The organism is Nostoc sp. 'Peltigera membranacea cyanobiont' 213 (assembly GCF_002245975.1).
Taxonomy (GTDB): domain Bacteria; phylum Cyanobacteriota; class Cyanobacteriia; order Cyanobacteriales; family Nostocaceae; genus Nostoc.
The window spans coordinates 1-16,727 of record NZ_NOLI01000048.1 but is presented as its reverse complement, the minus strand read 5'-3'; the positions used below and the strand labels follow the sequence as shown (position 1 = coordinate 16,727).

The 16,727-nt window shown below is 42.1% G+C and carries 15 protein-coding genes; 3 read left to right on the top strand and 12 right to left on the bottom strand.

Annotation, left to right across the window (positions count from 1 at the left end):
• Nucleotides 1–17 precede the first annotated feature (17 nt).
• From CDG77_RS15230 to CDG77_RS15225, 3 genes are all read right to left on the bottom strand, one after another.
• Nucleotides 18–839 carry an SDR family NAD(P)-dependent oxidoreductase gene (locus CDG77_RS15230; RefSeq protein WP_094330201.1) on the bottom strand — a complete coding sequence of 274 codons (822 nt, stop codon included), beginning with the start codon at nt 837–839 and terminating at the stop codon, nt 18–20.
• A 680-nt stretch (nt 840–1,519) separates the two neighbouring features.
• A complete protein-coding gene (locus tag CDG77_RS35480) occupies nt 1,520–1,786 on the bottom strand; it encodes a hypothetical protein (RefSeq protein ID WP_143857032.1) in 267 nt (88 codons plus the stop codon).
• Nucleotides 1,787–1,861: 75 nt separating this feature from the next.
• Nucleotides 1,862–3,568 (bottom strand): alpha/beta hydrolase, encoded by a 1,707-nt coding sequence (locus tag CDG77_RS15225; RefSeq protein WP_094330200.1) that lies wholly within the window; start codon nt 3,566–3,568, stop codon nt 1,862–1,864.
• A gap of 178 nt (nt 3,569–3,746) precedes the next feature.
• Here CDG77_RS15225 and CDG77_RS15220 point away from each other — a divergent pair, with 178 nt between their 5' ends.
• Complete coding sequence (locus CDG77_RS15220) at nt 3,747–3,947, top strand: hypothetical protein (RefSeq protein ID WP_094330199.1); 201 nt, start codon at nt 3,747–3,749, stop codon at nt 3,945–3,947.
• 12 nt (nt 3,948–3,959) lie between these two features.
• On the opposite strand, the gene CDG77_RS15215 is transcribed toward CDG77_RS15220, so the two are convergent.
• The 5 genes from CDG77_RS15215 to sat all read right to left on the bottom strand — a co-directional run bounded on the left by CDG77_RS15215 (nt 3,960) and on the right by sat (nt 10,823).
• Nucleotides 3,960–4,883: an ion channel gene (locus CDG77_RS15215; RefSeq protein WP_094330198.1), complete on the bottom strand. Its 924-nt coding sequence runs from the start codon at nt 4,881–4,883 to the stop codon at nt 3,960–3,962.
• 120 nt (nt 4,884–5,003) lie between these two features.
• Nucleotides 5,004–5,918 (bottom strand): YsnF/AvaK domain-containing protein, encoded by a 915-nt coding sequence (locus CDG77_RS15210; RefSeq protein WP_094330197.1) that lies wholly within the window; start codon nt 5,916–5,918, stop codon nt 5,004–5,006.
• A 259-nt stretch (nt 5,919–6,177) separates the two neighbouring features.
• Nucleotides 6,178–7,074, bottom strand: a complete 897-nt coding sequence (locus CDG77_RS15205) for a DUF2382 domain-containing protein (RefSeq protein WP_094330196.1) — start codon at nt 7,072–7,074, stop codon at nt 6,178–6,180.
• Nucleotides 7,075–7,353: 279 nt separating this feature from the next.
• Nucleotides 7,354–9,471 carry a caspase family protein gene (locus CDG77_RS15200; protein ID WP_094330195.1) on the bottom strand — a complete coding sequence of 706 codons (2,118 nt, stop codon included), beginning with the start codon at nt 9,469–9,471 and terminating at the stop codon, nt 7,354–7,356.
• 173 nt (nt 9,472–9,644) lie between these two features.
• Entirely contained in the window at nt 9,645–10,823 is a 1,179-nt protein-coding gene (gene sat / locus CDG77_RS15195) for a sulfate adenylyltransferase (protein WP_094330194.1), read from the bottom strand.
• Between the two features lie 193 nt (nt 10,824–11,016).
• On the opposite strand from sat, the gene CDG77_RS15190 reads away from it, so the two are divergent.
• Nucleotides 11,017–11,670 carry a Uma2 family endonuclease gene (locus CDG77_RS15190; protein WP_094330193.1) on the top strand — a complete coding sequence of 218 codons (654 nt, stop codon included), beginning with the start codon at nt 11,017–11,019 and terminating at the stop codon, nt 11,668–11,670.
• Between the two features lie 5 nt (nt 11,671–11,675).
• On the opposite strand, the gene CDG77_RS15185 is transcribed toward CDG77_RS15190, so the two are convergent.
• From CDG77_RS15185 to mnmA, 3 genes are all read right to left on the bottom strand, one after another.
• Nucleotides 11,676–12,269 carry a hypothetical protein gene (locus CDG77_RS15185; RefSeq protein ID WP_094330192.1) on the bottom strand — a complete coding sequence of 198 codons (594 nt, stop codon included), beginning with the start codon at nt 12,267–12,269 and terminating at the stop codon, nt 11,676–11,678.
• Nucleotides 12,259–13,404 (bottom strand): helix-turn-helix domain-containing protein, encoded by a 1,146-nt coding sequence (locus tag CDG77_RS15180; protein ID WP_094330191.1) that lies wholly within the window; start codon nt 13,402–13,404, stop codon nt 12,259–12,261. The genes CDG77_RS15185 and CDG77_RS15180 overlap by 11 nt, the downstream gene beginning before the upstream one ends.
• A 197-nt stretch (nt 13,405–13,601) precedes the next feature.
• Nucleotides 13,602–14,657, bottom strand: coding sequence for a tRNA 2-thiouridine(34) synthase MnmA (gene mnmA, locus CDG77_RS15175; protein ID WP_094330190.1), 1,056 nt, complete (start codon nt 14,655–14,657; stop codon nt 13,602–13,604).
• Nucleotides 14,658–15,189: 532 nt separating this feature from the next.
• Between mnmA and CDG77_RS15170 the strand changes: the two genes are divergently transcribed.
• Nucleotides 15,190–16,482, top strand: a complete 1,293-nt coding sequence (locus CDG77_RS15170; protein WP_094330189.1) for a vanadium-dependent haloperoxidase — start codon at nt 15,190–15,192, stop codon at nt 16,480–16,482.
• Here the strand turns inward: CDG77_RS15170 and CDG77_RS37625 are convergent.
• Nucleotides 16,465–16,727, bottom strand: a 263-nt coding sequence (locus CDG77_RS37625) for a hypothetical protein (RefSeq protein WP_223269820.1), incomplete at its 5' end; no start/stop codon positions are given. The genes CDG77_RS15170 and CDG77_RS37625 overlap by 18 nt on opposite strands.

Sequence of the window (16,727 nt, the reverse complement as noted above, 5' to 3'; positions counted from 1 at the left end):
TTTACGTTTCCCCTTCTCTACGAGACGCTACGCGAAGGGATAAGTTTTTCAATCAGCCGCTGTCTGCTTGGTGCTGGCGGTGTTGCTATTCGCAAAATTAGCTCTAATAACCAAGGGGCGAGGCGTTGACACAACACTGCTAGATGACTTTGCCATCCGACTAAAATTTCTGGCGAATCATTTTGCATTCCAGTCACGAGTGCTTTAGCCACTTGCTGGGGAGTCATGGGGATTACCCAGCGAAATAATTTTAAGTCGCGCACCATGTCTGTGTCTGTGAGGGAAGGCAGTAATGCAATGACTCGGATATTGTGTTCAGCTAGTTCCTGGCGCAAGGCTTGGGTAAATCCTAAGATGGCAAACTTGGTTGCTGAATATGTCGCCATTGTTGGTGCTGCAACTTTCCCCATCAGGCTTGATACATTGACAATTGTCCCTTGTCTTTGGCTGGCCATGCGTCGAGCGATCAGACTAGTGAGGTTGTACATTCCTAACAAGTTCACAGAGATTTCTTCTTGAACTTGGGGCATTTTAGATTGCAAAAATGAGCTTTGGTATGCGACTCCCGCACAATTAACTAGCAGGTGAATCTGTCCGTAATTGCGCCACAGTTGGGCAACAGCGATATTCACTTCTATTGTCTGCGTCAAATCTAAAGCTACGATCGCAGTTTCTGTACCCATAGCCTCGATTTCGTTGGCTACTTCCAATAACTTGCGGCGATCGCGTGCTATTAATATCAGTCGCTTGATGCCTTGTTGCGCTAGTTCTAGAGCGATCGCTCGTCCAATCCCACGCGAAGCCCCTGTAATTAGGGCAACTTTACCTTGAATCTTCATTGGTTTTATTCTCCAAAATCTAAGCCTTACCAACCTCTTCGTTATTGCCGATACACACAATTGAGAGCTACTCGCTTGTCGGCACAAAGTAAGACAAATAATCAATTGCAATTAAAATCAAACTGAAACTAATAGCAACGAGATATATTCTTGGTTAATCTGCAATCCCTCATAATTGTCTATACGAGGCAGAAATTTCTCGTTTTTAACCCGTCAAAGCCTAACACACTTGGCTGAATCGGTATAGCTCATAGATTTTATTTCTCCTAGATCAGAGCGTTCATCAGCATCGTTGTCATACACACGTTAGCAATTAAATCAAGGTATTGCAATATTCTTTAATAAGAATTTCTTAATACTTCTTAACGACAAGCATATATATATAAAAGATTTTATTAAATAAGTTTTTATAAATCCCTCAGTACAAATATCTCACTTTCCTGACAAATAGCCATGTTTTGGGCAATTGTTATATCTAATTCATCTATTAGGAACAAAAAAGACATATAGCCTTTTAGTTTATGGTTGCAATAGCTAGAGTTACTAAATAACTGACAGATTTCTATCAGCATATTTACTGATTTCTTTAAAATAGAGGTTTCTGACTTATTATTTTTTTAAATCATAAAAGAGGGCTATCGGCTCATCTTTAATGCAAATTACAACAGCGCTTAATCTGCTTAAACTTTAGTGTAAATAGTAATTTGTTTGGGTTTAGCTTTGAGTTTATCAAAGAAATGTTTGAGACTTGTCCATCGCAAAATTAAATCATTCCTGAATAGCAAGATCCCCAACTTCTTAGAGAAGTTGGGGATCTTGTTGTAAGTTCTAGTAATTTCTAATATTCTGCCTTCTGCCGCACTGCGTATATTTACGCAATTTGTAACGATCGCTCCACAGTTAACATGAGTTGGATGAACCTCTCTACGATTTGAACTAAAGTTCAAATTTCTCTCGGACTCGAAAAGGGAAGGTTTTGTGTAGTAAAGCCAGGGAGAGGTCTTTTGATGCTGGGCTGATAACTAACGTGGAGTAGGGGTAAGTTGAGGATTTGGTAGTTTGACTGACTGGGGAATTGATTCACTCCAGATTTGATTGAATTGAGCTACCGATAACGACTGTAAAAGACTGAGATTAAGCGGCTCCTTGCTGATAAATTTCGCATAAGATGGCTGCAAATAGGAACGGTATTCCGAGCGGTTGAGGAGATGGGCTTCCATAAAAGCGACGCTGAGGGCGTTGAGATAGGAATAAACAGGAGCGCGATCGGGGCCTAGCAAAGCAGGTGGCACAGGTAAAACATCATTTTCAGAAGTAGGTTCGGCGATCGCTGAAAAGTGGGTGGCGTTTTCAATCAAAGCCAGGTACTTATTGGGATCGGAAAGCCAGGTGAAGGGGCGAATTTGCTCGAATACAGGCGGGGCGAAAATATCTTGACTACCTGCTACCAGCATTATAGGTATTTTAATTTGACTCACACCGGCCTCACCCAAAATAGAGCTATCAATCGGGTTAATCGCCATGATTACCTTAATGCGATCGTCTTGGAGTTCATAATTCGTTGCGGATAACTCAGTTGCTTGACACTGCAAAACAAGCGACAAATTAAAAGATGAATTATTGGGATTACAATCTTGGCGCAGTTGCTCAAAGTTAATCTTTGCCCCTGCGAGAGCCAAAACAGTATAACCACCAAAGGACTGACCGATCGCCCCAATTTGCTGAAAATTGAGTTTTCCTTGGAGGGTGGGATCGGTTTTATCTCGACGTTCGAGTTCATTGAGGAGATACTTGACATCTATTGGTCGGTTGATAAATTCTGTTCCATCTGGTGGCCCTGCCAAACCCGCAAAATATTGTTGAATGCGTTGGGCATTACTACCAGGATGTTCTAGTACAGCAACAGCAAAACCATAGGATGCTAGATGTTCAGCCAGGTAGACAAAGGTAGAGCGGTCTGAGGCGAGGCCATGAGAAATGACAATCAGAGGAAAGGGAGGAGACAGAGAATTTTTATCTGTTGGTTCTGAGTTTTGAGTTGTAGGTAAATAGATATCCACCGGTAGACGGCGATTGCGAGAAATGTCATTTAGATCCAGGCTTTTTTTCTGCCAACGGAATTTTCCTGGCGATCGCAAATCTGCTTGTTTTGAGAAGTCAACGGTTGAATTGGCCGCTTCGGCGATCGCTTCTTTTTGAAGAGAGGCAAAAACTTCATCCTTTTTCTTGATCAATTGTGACAAGTCATCAACTATCCTTAACCCCTCTGTAAAATTCACTCGGATAGTATTGCTGGGAAATTTACGCAGCAAATTCACAACCGTTAAACCCTCTTTATCATCAGCAGCAGCCAAAATCAAAGAGGCACGGATGGCATAGAAGCCATTTTTTCGAGACTCAGTGAGGAGTAATTTTCCTAGTTGTTGCACCAGCTGCTCGCCTGTAGGTGAGTAAGTCACCTGAGACACCAAAGTCGGAGAGACATTAAACCGTTGCTGGAGTAGATCCCGCAGTTGAGCGAGTTGTTCGGGGGTAGCACGGCTAGCATAAAATGAAAAATCTCGATCGATTTTGCCAACTTTGGCAAAAGTTTCCAGCGAGTCCACAGACAAGGAGAATTCGCCGAAGGGAGGGTAATAAAAACTAATGCGTTCAGCTCCCAATCCGGGAGTAGCAGTCAAAAACGTAGATAGCAAACCTAAACCCAGGTATCTCAAAAATTTTTTCATTAGAAAAACCTACTGTCCAATAACCGGCACTGAACTAAATTTCGGGATGCTAGGGGCACACAGACGCGATCCTCTACTTTGCCTATTGTCCTAAGTTATCAAAACATATCGGTAGCAAATTTTTCAGCCAAATAGCATCAGTAGCGCGATAATAGATATAGAGATCAATATATGTTATATGTCCTTAGCCTCCTCTGCCTGTTGTGTTGTCGTCCTCAACCAACAACAAGAGCAAAATCAAAATATCTGCTACCAAAACCATTGCCAGGATGTCCCAGTTAATCACTGTAAGACGATGGTTAAAAGTTGCACTGTAGTTGAAAATGGTCGGGTTGTGGTTAAACCCTTACAATCACCACTCAATCAGACTTCCGAGTAACTTTCAGGCATTTCAACTCTTTTCATCTAAAGGTAAAACATCGTGGAAGCGGTTGTAATCAATGTATCGATGTCCATCGGGTGTGTGGTGGAAGATATCGGCAAATTGATTGTTCCATAAAATATCATTAGCACCATAAGTATGACGGGCATGGACGAGCTGTGCAACCGTTTCATCAAGGCCACTCAAAGAGACGATCAGAATAGTATTTGTCTGGGTTAAAGATTCTGGTGTCATCCCATATAGAGGACTAAACTCATCAATGACATGCATCACTGACCAGCTTAACGTGAAGCTAGGTGTTTGGTTCGTTAGCAGTTTGAGATCGTGGAACCGACGCATGAACTGCCCTTCTAGGGTTATTTCGTCGCGCATTAAGTAGACTCGCATCTGCGCCTCCAGAATTATATTGCGACGCTTATTAGCGCTGCGAAATATGAGAGTCGGCATCCCATCATGAGGTGTAATTACTGCAACACGGCTAAAAACCACACGGGCTGTGGGTCGGGAGAATCGAGCAAACGCTAGTCCTGTCATCACAGCAATTCCCATCAAACCGATCATTGCTTCAATGGTGACAATAATGTTGGCGTAAGTTGTTTTAGGATACATTGCCCCATAGCCGATGGATGCTAGGGTTTGCACGCTAAAGAAAAAGACATCTAAAAAAGAGCCAGGTCGGGCGTTGGCAATACAATCTCCTCCGATCAAGTAAGCTAGGGCAAATAGAGCATTAATAGTTAGATAGAAAGTACAAATCAGGAGCAGAAAGCCAATCCAGGGAATCGTTAACAGCAAATGGTAGGGATCGCGCCAGTAGGAATGCCATACACCCATACCCATAATCTCAAATTTTCCATCTCGAACTTTAATCTGAATAGGTGGGATCGGGCGCTGTCGTTTCTTCGGTGAAAGTCTCTTCAGTCGAAATTTCATTGCAAGCAGCCAAAAGAACGGCAACTGCTTAGTATTTTGACATTCTCCGGGCTGAAGTTATTAAATCAGCAAAAAAATAGGGTAGGCAATGCCTACCCTACTAATTTATCTGCTAGAAACTTATTTTTCAGACTTTGGCGATTGACCTTGAGAACAACGGTCAAACCAATCCTGGTATTTTTTCTGGTGTGATTCATTTTCAACTGCAATAGTGACTCGCACCTGATTGCAGCCGTGATTTCGCTCTAGTGCGATCGCATTCAACAACAAACTAGCCGTTTTCGGTGAGCTAAATTCGCCACTCACTGTTAAACCACTATCAAAATGTGTAACTTCAAGTCTTTCTACTCCGGTCAAGTCAACGCCAGTAATTTCCCCTTGACCCAAATCGATTTCTGCTAGTTGTTTGTATTCTGGGCTAATTTGTTCCACAATCAACTTTTCACGCCGGACAGGAACTTCGATCGTCCGGGTTTCGATTACTTTCCGAACAATTACCTCACCAACTTTCCGCTTGCTACTTTCAACAACTAGTCGTTCTTCTAGTAGACGAATAATCTGTTCTTCGCTGACCTCTGCTAAATTTACTGGCTCAACTGGGCTATTTATCGGTTGATTATTGGCCAATTGCTCAGTTGAGTTGCTTAGGCGTAGCCCGTCGGAGACATCGCCTGGTTTTTCTGTTTCTGAATATTCAGGCATATATTCGATTTCTGATTTATTGAAGTCTATGAAAACAGATTTAGTCGGCTTGTCGATTTTTTTTATTCTCTGGCTCTGCAATCGAAATAAAGAAGGATTTTTATCAGTTAACTGCCGGTCATATTCTAGAGTTTGCTGATTCGCTCGGTTCGATATAACTAGGTTTAGTCGGCGATTAGCATCCACAATTAAATCATGAACTACTCCTACAAGCTTACCTTGCCGATCAAATACAGCAAAGTTATTAACCTTCTTCTTCAAATCCGCTATTGAGGTGTTAGTACCATTAGCGTTTGCCTGTCCAATGTTTTTTGTCATCGGTTGGCTAGTCATAATATGCAAAGTTTATCAACTGTTATGTACTTATACTAAGTGTCTGAGAGGCTGCACAAATATCAGGCTTGATAAAATAAGAAGTAAAAATCTCCTTGTTTTATACAACCTCACAAGTAATTTGTATTAACTAAATTAAATGTATTGCTCATTCTCAGCTATTACAAGCACAGGTAAAGCTCATTCAACAGCCTCACCTGTACTGTGTCGAATTAATTATTAGTCATTAGTTACTCTACTACCTAATGACTATCTTTAGTTAGCGTTCTTCAATCGGAAGATTAGCAGAATTCACATCTAACTCTTCACGACGCACAGTTTCTTGAGTTTCAACTGTTTCTTGATCCACCACTTTTCTAACTCTGACTTCTTCACGCAAAAATGCTTCTTTACGAACATCAGCAGTTTCTTCGTGAATTTCTATCCGAGCAACTTCGCCTTCACGGAAATCTGCTTCGCGTCCAGAAACGGCAGTACCTGCATCTGCTGGAGTGACACGCTCAATCACAACGCGCTCTCTTTCTACTGGGACTGCAACTCGTGCGGTATCAGTTTCAACACGCTTGCCAATGGATACTTCTCCAGTTTTTTGGCGGCGTTTGCTAGCAATCAGCCGTTCTTCATACAATTTCAGGGTTTGATGATCTTGCTCATTTAACCCAAATAAAGAAGGCTCACCTTCGTAATTATAATTATCACGAGCGTAAGCAGGTGTTGCATCCAACGGGGCTGCTATCGGTGTTGCTAAAGGATCTAATGGTGCTGGCGCTGAAGTATCTAGAGGAAGGGTGTAGTCTGTTGGTTGGCGATATACCCCACGCACCCGTTCTTCATAGTCATAATCAAGGGTTTGGCGTTCGTTGAACTCAGGTAATTGTTCTGCTTGCTCTCTAGTCAAGCCAATTGTGTAAACGCGATCGGTATTGTAGTCGATACGGGCACGACCAATTGGAAGTAATACTTTTTTACCAAAAATCCAGAAGCCTAAGTCAACAACTAGATAGCGAAAATGACCTTCTTCATCAACTAAAATATCGCTAACAGTACCAACCTTTTCGTCATTCCCCTGTGTATAAACTCCAAGCCCATTAATATCTTGACCTTCAATGGTATCACGATAGTTAGGCTCAAAATCTTCTAATTTGTAGAGTACCATTATTAATTATTTAACCTCAAAAAAATTATTTTCACTTCCTAACAACCAGGATAAAATTTTATTTATTTGCTTACCTCCTTCTGCCGAATGAATTATTGCAATAGGTAAATAATCATAAGTTATAGATATTCCTTATTTCTGGCATATATAGCAATCCTAAATCATTCCTGAAAAGTTAGAACCCCGACTTCTCGAAGAAGTTGGGGTTTTAGATACCGCAAAGTGTCACAAATGATTTAGGACAAGCCTTGATTCTCCCTAAACTAAGGGTATTTTGGATTATCTCGTTGTTTCCACTACTTGAAAACTAAAGCTAAGACTTGCCCAATGATTCACATCCCAGATATATGAGTCGGCCGCTGTACTGTTCATCTCCGTTTTGAGGGCGCTGGCGTTATGCAAGTCTTGCAGCAAGGCTTGTGCAACATCTAAGGAATTCAACAATGGGCCAATCGGCCGTTGTTCAGATGCGGAATACTTAGCGGTGTTCAAGGCGGTGAGAGTTCCGCTAAAGGAGACAGGACTAAAAATCAGTTGTTGTTCGCACTCAGAAACTGGCTCTGAAATCACCCATTGGGAAGCAGCATTAACTTGGGGTAGGGTGAGGGTTTCACCTGGGGCGATGACGACTTCTTTCAAGATGGGCTTAGTGTCCGCAGTGTTTGATTCCTGGGGGGTTTCCCAAGAGTAGAAGGTAACTGCTGTATGATTATTGTTTAATCCCAGCAAGATTAAATATACTGGGCGATCGCTCTGGTTTTCCACTCGATATTGCATTCGACTACCGATAGGCACAATGGGAGTGGAGAGTGATTTTTTAATCGAAGTTTCAGTTTTTAAACCTCGGACTGTTTCGCGTTGCATGACGACGCGAGGCGATATACCACTAATTATTTCTAAAGTTGCCTTGAGAGCCAAGCGGGAAGAGCCTTGATTTTCTGTGAGTCGCCATAACTTGGCTGCTAGCAAGGTTGATAATTTTGGCGCTAACTTTTGCACTGTTAATTTTACTGCTTCTCCAACTTCTCCCGTGGTATTGGGAATTAGTTCGCCACCAAGAGAAAATAGACCATAACGACTAGGAATTTCCTGTAGCTTACCAAATATATAATCAGCAGGTTTTTCTCCTGCTACTACAATGGAAACACGGGGAAACGCGGCAAAGGCACTTGTGGCATCTACCCGCTCAATTCTTTCCAATCCAGTATCTAAAGCAATTATTAAATTAATATTTCGGGGTAAAACTCGAACTGCTTCTTGGACGAGTTGCCCGATTTGTAGGGAATTTGCACCTTTAATTTGGGAAATTTGCGCTTTTGCTGTTAACCCATTCCGCGATCGCAATATTAATTGCTCTGTTGTTTCTAGGGTGAATCGAGAATTAACTCCATAGTATAGCAGCACTTGTGGAGGTAATCCGGCTAACCACAGATTGACTGTTTTGCCGTCTTCTTGAATATCACTCACCGCACCTTCTGCACCGATGGTCTCCTCTGGCAGTAGAGACGTTACATCTAAATTTTTCTGACTACTTAATAATGCTGGCTGCTGTTTACTACCCAATTTGGATAGAGAATTTTCTACGTGGGAGAGAGCAACTTGAATTTTGGTGGCTGGGGTGAATTCCCACAAATACTGCGTCAAGGCATAGGTAAATAATCCCGCACTAAATCCAGAAAATAGCCCTTCCCTTGCTGGCTGCTTTGCTTGTGAGGTAGCTGCTAAAACAATCGGAGTGTTGGATAACTTCTGAGTTTTAAGTTGTTGGAGAAAGTCGAGTTCCCCTGCTGCTAGCTTTGCTCCCGAATCCTGAAGGGTGCGAGTTTTTAGTCCTATTACTTTGCTAGGAGCATCATAGCTAGTATCCAATACTGCTGTTACTTGGTCTGTGGAGAGCGATCGCAATAATAGCAGTAGAGTTTCTTCTAATATATAGTTGACTATTTTCTCGTCTTGTGATTCCTGACTCACATTAGCTGTCACCAGAGCATTTGGGATTATATCTGGCGATGTTTCCAATTTAACACGACTGCCATAACCGCTAAAGTGAAAAACGACTAGATCGCCAGATTTAGCTTGTTTGCCCAGATGCTCTAAAAAAGCCGCCTCAATGAATTCCCTACTAGCTTGTTCCTCAGTTAAGGTTAAAATATCTGACCCTTGAAAACCAAAGCGGTGAATCAAAAGCTCTTTTTGTAGTTCCACATCCGTTAGACAACCACTGAGGGCTGGAATTTTTGGGTATTGGTTAATACCTATCAATAACGCCAACTTGCGCGGACTCGGTTGTGCCAAAGCTTGATAATAGCGATTTCCTAAAGTCAACCACTCAGTTTCAGTTACCCCCAATACCGCGAGTATTGAGCCAATTCTGTGTAAAAATCTGCGCCTTTTCATAGTTAGCTATCAGCCCTAAGCCCATTAGCTAGCAGCTTACAGGGCTGAACTCTGTATTGTAAAGTTACAGTAGATACTGTTTGTTTGTCGATCAAATAATTGTTAATTCATAATTCATAATTTCTGGTAGCTAGTGGGATCTTAATTACGAATTACGAATTACGAATTACGAATTATGCGGGTACTTCTATCTGCATTGCCCGCGCCAACTCAGCCGCCACCTCTGGACGGGAAAATTCTGGGGGAGGTAACTCACCGCGCCGCAGCATTTCCCGGACTTTTGTTCCCGACAGGTGGATGCGTTCTTCTGGCCTGCTGGGACTGGTTTTAGATGTTGCCATCTGCTTAGTACGCATACAGTAGAAAGCGTGTTCAAATTTCATTGGCACAATGCCCAATTCACTCGGCGCAAATTCATCAAAGATATACTGAGCATCGTAAGTGCCGTAATAGTCACCAACGCCAGCATGATCCCGGCCGACGATAAAGTGAGTACAGCCATAGTTTTTGCGGACTAAAGCATGGAATATAGCCTCACGAGGCCCAGCATAACGCATTGCGGCGGGATTGATTGCCAAAGTTACCCGGTCTAAGGGGTAGTAGTGTTCCAGCAAAATTTCATAGCAACGCATCCGCACATCGGCGGCGATATCATCTTCTTTTGTTGCCCCGACTAATGGGTGCAAAAATAGACCATCAACAATTTCTAAAGCGCACTTTTGAATATATTCATGGGCGCGATGGATGGGGTTGCGAGTTTGAAAACCAACTATGGTTTTCCAACCCTTGTCTTTAAATAGTTGCCGCGAGGCAGCCGGATCGATTTGATAAGTGGGAAACTGGGGATGAGGTTCGCGCTGTAGCAGCCAAATATCACCCGCCAGATGTACAATACCTTGGTTATAGAGTACCTGTACGCCTGGATGTTTGACATCATCAGTGCGGTAGACTTTTATGGCTTCGCGGGTTTTGTCGTAGTTATATTTTTGGGTGAGTTGCAAAACCGCAATAAATTCACCTCTGGAGTTATCCAGACGGATTAAGCTACCTTCTTGCAACGGTGAAGCTACTTCTTCGCTGACCGATAATGTAATCGGGATTGACCATACAAGACCGTTAGCTAGTCGCATTTCTGTAACAGTGCGATCGTAGTCTTCCTGGTTCATAAAACCCGTCAGCGGACTAAAAGCACCGATCGCAATCATTTCTACATCCGAAACGGCGCGATCGTCTAGTTCCACTCGTGGCAAAAAGTCAGCTTTTGAGAGAAACTCTGCTCTTTCTTCTGGTGTGGCGATACGGTTAACCAACTGTCCGCCGTGGGGGGCTATGGCATCTGGATTGTGACTCAACGTAATCCCCTCTTTGTATTAACTGTTATTGTTTCAGATTATGTACTAACTTATCAAATGCTGGTACGTAGAAATAAAGAGTTTAGGGAATGGAGGAAAATTTTGCAACTAGCCTGTAAGCGATCTGATTAGGTTACGCTAAAGCTAATCCAGCCTCAATTTTCAGAATAGTTCCTTTATAAGGAAAGTGCTTATGACTGCTGTATCCCCCGTTGTTAAACCTGTTAGCCAAATGCGGATAACGCCTGGTAGTACAGTAAATATCCAGGATATAAGCTGGGAAGAATTTGAGTCTATTTTGCAAGAACTGGGAGAAAAGCGATCGCTACGAGTTGCTTACAGCAAGTCTACGTTAGAAATTATGGTTCCTCTACCCGAACACGAAAAATCAAAGGACTTAATTTCGGATATTGTCAAAATCTTGTTGAAGCTCGCCGGGAAAAGTTATGAACCCTTCGGTTCAACCACCTTTAAGCGGGAAAATATAGCGGGGGTAGAACCAGATGCTTGTTTCTACATCCAGAATTACCAAAAAATGATTGGCCGTCGCAAACTGGAACCAAACGATCCGCCTCCTGATTTGGCAATTGAAACAGATGTGACATCAAAAACAACTCTTGATGCATACGTTGCGATCGCAGTTCCAGAACTGTGGATTTACGATAGTAAAAAGCTGAGGATTTATTTACTCAGGGATGGATATTATATTGAATCTGATAACAGTCCTAACTTTCCAAATATCCCTCTAACTCAAATTATTGCCGCTACAGTTGAACGCGCTTGGCAAGTAGGAACCGTACAAGCTTTGAAAAAGTTTGAAGAGGCATTAGATAAAAATAGTTTTTGATGATTTTATTCCGTTATTTTAGGGCTTAAAGCTATTAATCTATATTCCAAAACTATTTTGTATGCATCTAAGAAGTGTTTTTCAAGAGGTCTATCAGATTTTTTATGTTCACAGATTATTGGTTGCAAGTCACTATCACTCAAATAGTTTATAAATATCAACCAAGCTAGTAAATGAGGTGTGGTCTGTACCATGTTACTATTCATGTTCTTAGCAGCTTGTTTTCTAGCTCCTGTATCATCTGTTAGAAAAGCTTGACGGGTTTTCTTTGCAAAAGCAATAGATGCAAGTTCCCCTTTATCTTTTTTCTTTCTTCCCTGGAGAACTTCTACATCTTGAAGGTCTTCAATAGTTAAATGATAATATTTGAATTTTCCATTTTCGTATTCCTGACGAAAACGATTTTGCAATTCTATTTCTGCCTGTTTCGGATTTGTACGTGGCTTGTATAAGCACTCATAATAAACAAAATATGTACAAGAGAATAAGCATCCAGCATTATTAGCTGTTGTATAGAGAAGTGGAGATGAAAGAATATTCCAAATAGCACAAGTATCTATAACGTTATATTTATGAAAGTTTGATGGATCAATCCCCATACCTAATAGTTCTCCCGTAGATACTTGCTATTTCTGTTAATTCATATTTGCTAACTAGAAGCATTTCTGCTACTCGACCTGCTGAAATAAAACCCTGCTCATACACGTCAAAGCAAAGTCCAACATAGAAATTTGACAAACCTCTTTTTAGTAGCTCCTCCCGACGTTGGCGAGAACCGAATGAGAGGCTTTCAGGCAGTTCTGGATCAACTTTCAAATCTCTTGGTACTCTCACGGCTTTTATTTGTATTTCTACATTTTCAGATATGAAATTGGCACTTTTTAAGGCATTAGCTAATGCTTCTGTACTGACCTTAAGCTTATTTGCCCATTCAATAGCTTTTTCAGGAGTCCAAGTTTGAGAATCTGGAATTTTCTGTAAAAATTCTGGTGGCATTAAATAATCGGATGCAAAGTTGTTAGCTCTGACTTCAACTAAATTCTTTTTGTCTGTTTTCAAAGAAATAACAAATTCCTGATCATCATCCAAAATGCCATGAGCCGATTCATGAGCAGCAGTAAATCTCTGCCTATAAATATCTTCGCTGTAGTTCACTAATATGCACTTGCCTGCTGTGGGATGTTTGATGAATAAACCAGAGATGTTTGAGTTACCCAACTGGCGACGAAAAATATGAAACCCCAAAGAACGAAAATCTTCATAAACATCCATGCGAACTGCATTAGAGGCATACCCTAAATGTTTTCTAAGTGCCTTTGCCGCCTCTTTTCCATGTCCTATGTAATAGTTACCTCTCTTAATAAAGCTAAAAGGCTTATAAATATGTGTTTGAACCAGTTTTAATAGAAAATCTTCACACTCACATAAGAATAAAAATTCTTGTACTGCCCATCGGTCTTCTTTTGAAAATTCTTCTCCATATCTTCGGAACAAAGTTTCTGTTTGATCAAAAGAAGCTACGCGCTCGTTAGAAATAAAAAACTGGTAATCACATAGGTAATAGTCAGCAAAAATCAAAACTTCATCACCTGTTGGTTGCCTTTCCCCATTTTCCAGAGCAGCCAGAATGTTTTCTGGGATGCCTGTGGCTGTTGTGACTTCTACAAGAGACTTTTCAAATTGCTCTCGGCATCTTCTGAGTTTGGAGCTAAACAAGGCAAGATCAAAAGACATAGCAGAGAAAGCCTTGAAACTCTAAGTTGTAACATTCCTTGGTGGATTTGTGCATGGAATGTGCCGTAAATCATAGCATGAGTATCGTAAGAGATACACAAAGTCGAAGGCCAATTCTACGCAGTATTAGCAATAAAATACCCCTCCTCATCAATGAGGAGGGGTGGTTTTGGCTTCTGCCAAAACCGGGGTAAGATTCAACTAAACTGTTCAATTATTCCGCCACCTAACACTTTTTCGCCGTCGTACCATACCGCCGCTTGTCCGGGAGTGATGCTGATTTGGGGTTCATCAAACACCAAACGCACACGAGAGTTTTCCAACGGAATCACCGTCACGGGTGTAGCCGTTGAACGATAACGAATTTGCACTTCGGCATGAATTGGGGTAGATGGTTCGGCAATAGAAACCCAATTTACCCGATTTACAGTGCATTCTGGCTGAGTTACCTTGGTGCGATCGCCTACTACTACTTTATTATTTTCCGCATCTAATTCAATCACATACAACGGTTCGGCAGCCGCAATCCCCAAGCCCTTGCGCTGGCCAATGGTGTAATGATGGACACCATCATGCTGTCCCAAAACTTTGCCTGTAACATCGACAATATCGCCTGTTTTGGGAGCTAAATATTTATCCAAAAATGCCCGCATGGAACCGTTACTTTCCACTAAGCATAAGTCTTGACTTTCTGGCTTATCAGCAGTTTTCAGTCCGTATTCAGTCGCAATGCGGCGCGTATCAGTTTTTTCTAATTCCCCTAAAGGAAATATCGTTGCTGCAAGTAAATCTTGAGACAAATCATAGAGAAAGTATGACTGGTCTTTGTTGCGGTCAACAGCCCTTAATAATTGGTAACGTCCAGTTGCTTCGTCATGGCTAATTCGGGCATAATGACCGGTGGCGATGCGATCGCACCCCAATTGTTCGTGGGCATACTGCACCATTGGCCCAAACTTCACCGTTTTATTACACTGCGAGCAAGGCAAAGGCGTGATCCCAGCACTATAACCAGTCACCAGATAATCGACAATATGCGTCTGAAACAGATCCCGAATATCTACAACCTGATGGGGAACGCCCAGTTGTTCGCAGAGTTCAGCCGCGTCGATCATACCTTCAGAGCAACATTGACCTTTGCCTTTCATTAGCCAAAGAGTCAAACCAATCACTTCATAGCCCTGATGGTGCAGGATAGCTGCGGCGGTGGAACTGTCAACGCCACCAGAAAGACCAACGACGACTTTTTTCATACAAAACACGACAACCTGCGTGATTGTCCAATTGTAGCACACACTCTTTCATTGCCTTGCTACCAAAGCACTTCAGTTTCTAAGAAAGCAAATAGAGGCGATCGGAGTAAAAGTGAGGGCAGCTTATACAAGTATTGCAAATAGTACCCTCTGGGGTACTATCAAGCATTCAGCAATCTTTCTATATTTAGAAGATAAACCCTGGTGGAATCTAATACAGAAAGTCAAAAGTTAAGCTATTGAGCATCATCCGTATGCCGACGGAAAACATCAAGCTATATAGAGTCGAGAAAAGAGTAGGTAGAAGATAAAAAGCTTGTAAAAAACTTTTGAGACTTTCCAAGCTGGATAGTTATTTCCGCCACACTGCCCTTGTACAGGTTAGCGTAAATAAGCCGCCTATTTGAAATATCTAAAAATCCCTACAAATTACTAATTACTAATTATGGAAGTGGTATTAGTCTACTTCTGTCTGGAAAATTAGAACTGTAACCAGAGTCAACACAATAGTTAAAAAAAAAAGGAATATCTTATGAAAGACCAAGTTATTAATTGGAACAATGTATATTTACAAGCAATTCGTCTCAATGGTGGCCCCCCTGGACCAATCTCCCGTACTGGTGCTATATTACATGCTGCAATATACGATGCCGTCAATTCCATCGATCGAGACTATAAACCGTATTTAGAAATTCTCTCGGTAAAAGTAGGAGCGTCTAAAGAAGCAGCAGCAGTTCACGCTGCATATACTGTATTGAGCAGCGACAATGTTTACCCTAACGCCAATTTCCCCAAATCCAAAAAGAAAAACCAGAGCTTTTTTGACGATGAACTAAACAAAGCCATCGACGAAATTAAAAGTAGTAGTGTGTCGCAACAGAGCATCAATGATGGTAAAGAACTTGGAATCGCCGCAGCTAAAGCAATCCTCAAAAATCGAGAAGGGGACGGGTTTAACGATGACACCAAATATACTTCTGGAGATCAACCTGGTGATTGGCGACCGACAGATTCCACACCTGCAACTACCCCAAATTGGGGTAAAGTAAAACCTTTTTCGCCAACCCTAATTAAAAAGTTTCGCCCCACTAGACCAGCAGGCTTCAGCAGTAAACAGGATCTACTCGCTAGTGTTGAATACGCTGCCGAAGTAAATGAAGTCAAGCGGCTTGGTGCTGCTAATTCTACTGAACGGACTCAAGAACAAACCGATATTGCTCTTTTCTGGGCAAACGATCTTGATGGAACATATAAGCCACCTGGACAACTATATAGTATTACTCAGATTGTCTCTAAATTGAGAAATTTAAGCTTTTCCGACAATGCACGGTTGTTTGCTCTAGTAGGTTTAGCTTTAGGCGATGCGGCAATCTTAGCGTGGGATGCAAAGTACGACACCGATTTGGATTTGTGGAGACCAGAAACGGCAATTCAAAGGGCATTTGAAGACAACAACCGTGCAACAATTGCCGATCCCACTTGGAGACCTCTATCACCCAATGCTGATGGCACCCGATTTTCTCCTTCATTTCCAGCCTATATCTCTGGTCATGCCACTTTCGGAGCAGTCCATGCCGGCATTTTGCGGAACTTCTTTGGCACGGATAATGTGACTTTTACTGCAACATCTGAAGATCCAAGTGCGAGAGGCAATAATGGCATTAGAATCACACGGACATTTAATAGCTTCTCTTCCGCAGCTTTAGAGAATGGGCGCAGTCGTATTTATCTGGGTGTCCATTTTCAATGGGATGCAGATGCAGCTTATACGTCTGGCACAAAATTGGCTGACTTTGTATTTGAAAGCTTACTGACACAAAATTAGATAGGACTTACGCAAAATATCTCTCAAACCCGGATTTCTCCGTGTCGCGCCAGTTGCTTCTCCTGTCGGAGACGCTGCGCGAACAAGTCGGGGAACCACAAGGGCGCACTGGCTTCTCTGCGCCTCTGTAGTTCGTTTTTGCGTAACTTGTGTGTAATAGTCCGCCAAATTACCCATAAGAAAAGAACCCCACCCCGCTAAAGCTATGCTTTGTCTCCCCTCCCCGCAAGCGGGGAGGGGTTGGG

Bases quoted from the DNA above. Each gene is read 5' to 3' on its own strand.
- CDG77_RS15230 (WP_094330201.1), bottom strand. From the start codon at position 839: ATGAAGATTCAAGGTAAAGTTGCCCTAATTACAGGGGCTTCGCGTGGG.
- CDG77_RS15225 (WP_094330200.1), bottom strand. From the start codon at position 3,568: ATGAAAAAATTTTTGAGATACCTGGGTTTAGGTTTGCTATCTACGTTT.
- CDG77_RS15220 (WP_094330199.1), top strand. From the start codon at position 3,747: ATGTCCTTAGCCTCCTCTGCCTGTTGTGTTGTCGTCCTCAACCAACAA.
- CDG77_RS15215 (WP_094330198.1), bottom strand. From the start codon at position 4,883: ATGAAATTTCGACTGAAGAGACTTTCACCGAAGAAACGACAGCGCCCG.
- CDG77_RS15210 (WP_094330197.1), bottom strand. From the start codon at position 5,918: ATGACTAGCCAACCGATGACAAAAAACATTGGACAGGCAAACGCTAAT.
- CDG77_RS15205 (WP_094330196.1), bottom strand. From the start codon at position 7,074: ATGGTACTCTACAAATTAGAAGATTTTGAGCCTAACTATCGTGATACC.
- CDG77_RS15200 (WP_094330195.1), bottom strand. From the start codon at position 9,471: ATGAAAAGGCGCAGATTTTTACACAGAATTGGCTCAATACTCGCGGTA.
- CDG77_RS15190 (WP_094330193.1), top strand. From the start codon at position 11,017: ATGACTGCTGTATCCCCCGTTGTTAAACCTGTTAGCCAAATGCGGATA.
- CDG77_RS15185 (WP_094330192.1), bottom strand. From the start codon at position 12,269: ATGGGGATTGATCCATCAAACTTTCATAAATATAACGTTATAGATACT.
- CDG77_RS15180 (WP_094330191.1), bottom strand. From the start codon at position 13,404: ATGTCTTTTGATCTTGCCTTGTTTAGCTCCAAACTCAGAAGATGCCGA.
- mnmA (WP_094330190.1), bottom strand. From the start codon at position 14,657: ATGAAAAAAGTCGTCGTTGGTCTTTCTGGTGGCGTTGACAGTTCCACC.
- CDG77_RS15170 (WP_094330189.1), top strand. From the start codon at position 15,190: ATGAAAGACCAAGTTATTAATTGGAACAATGTATATTTACAAGCAATT.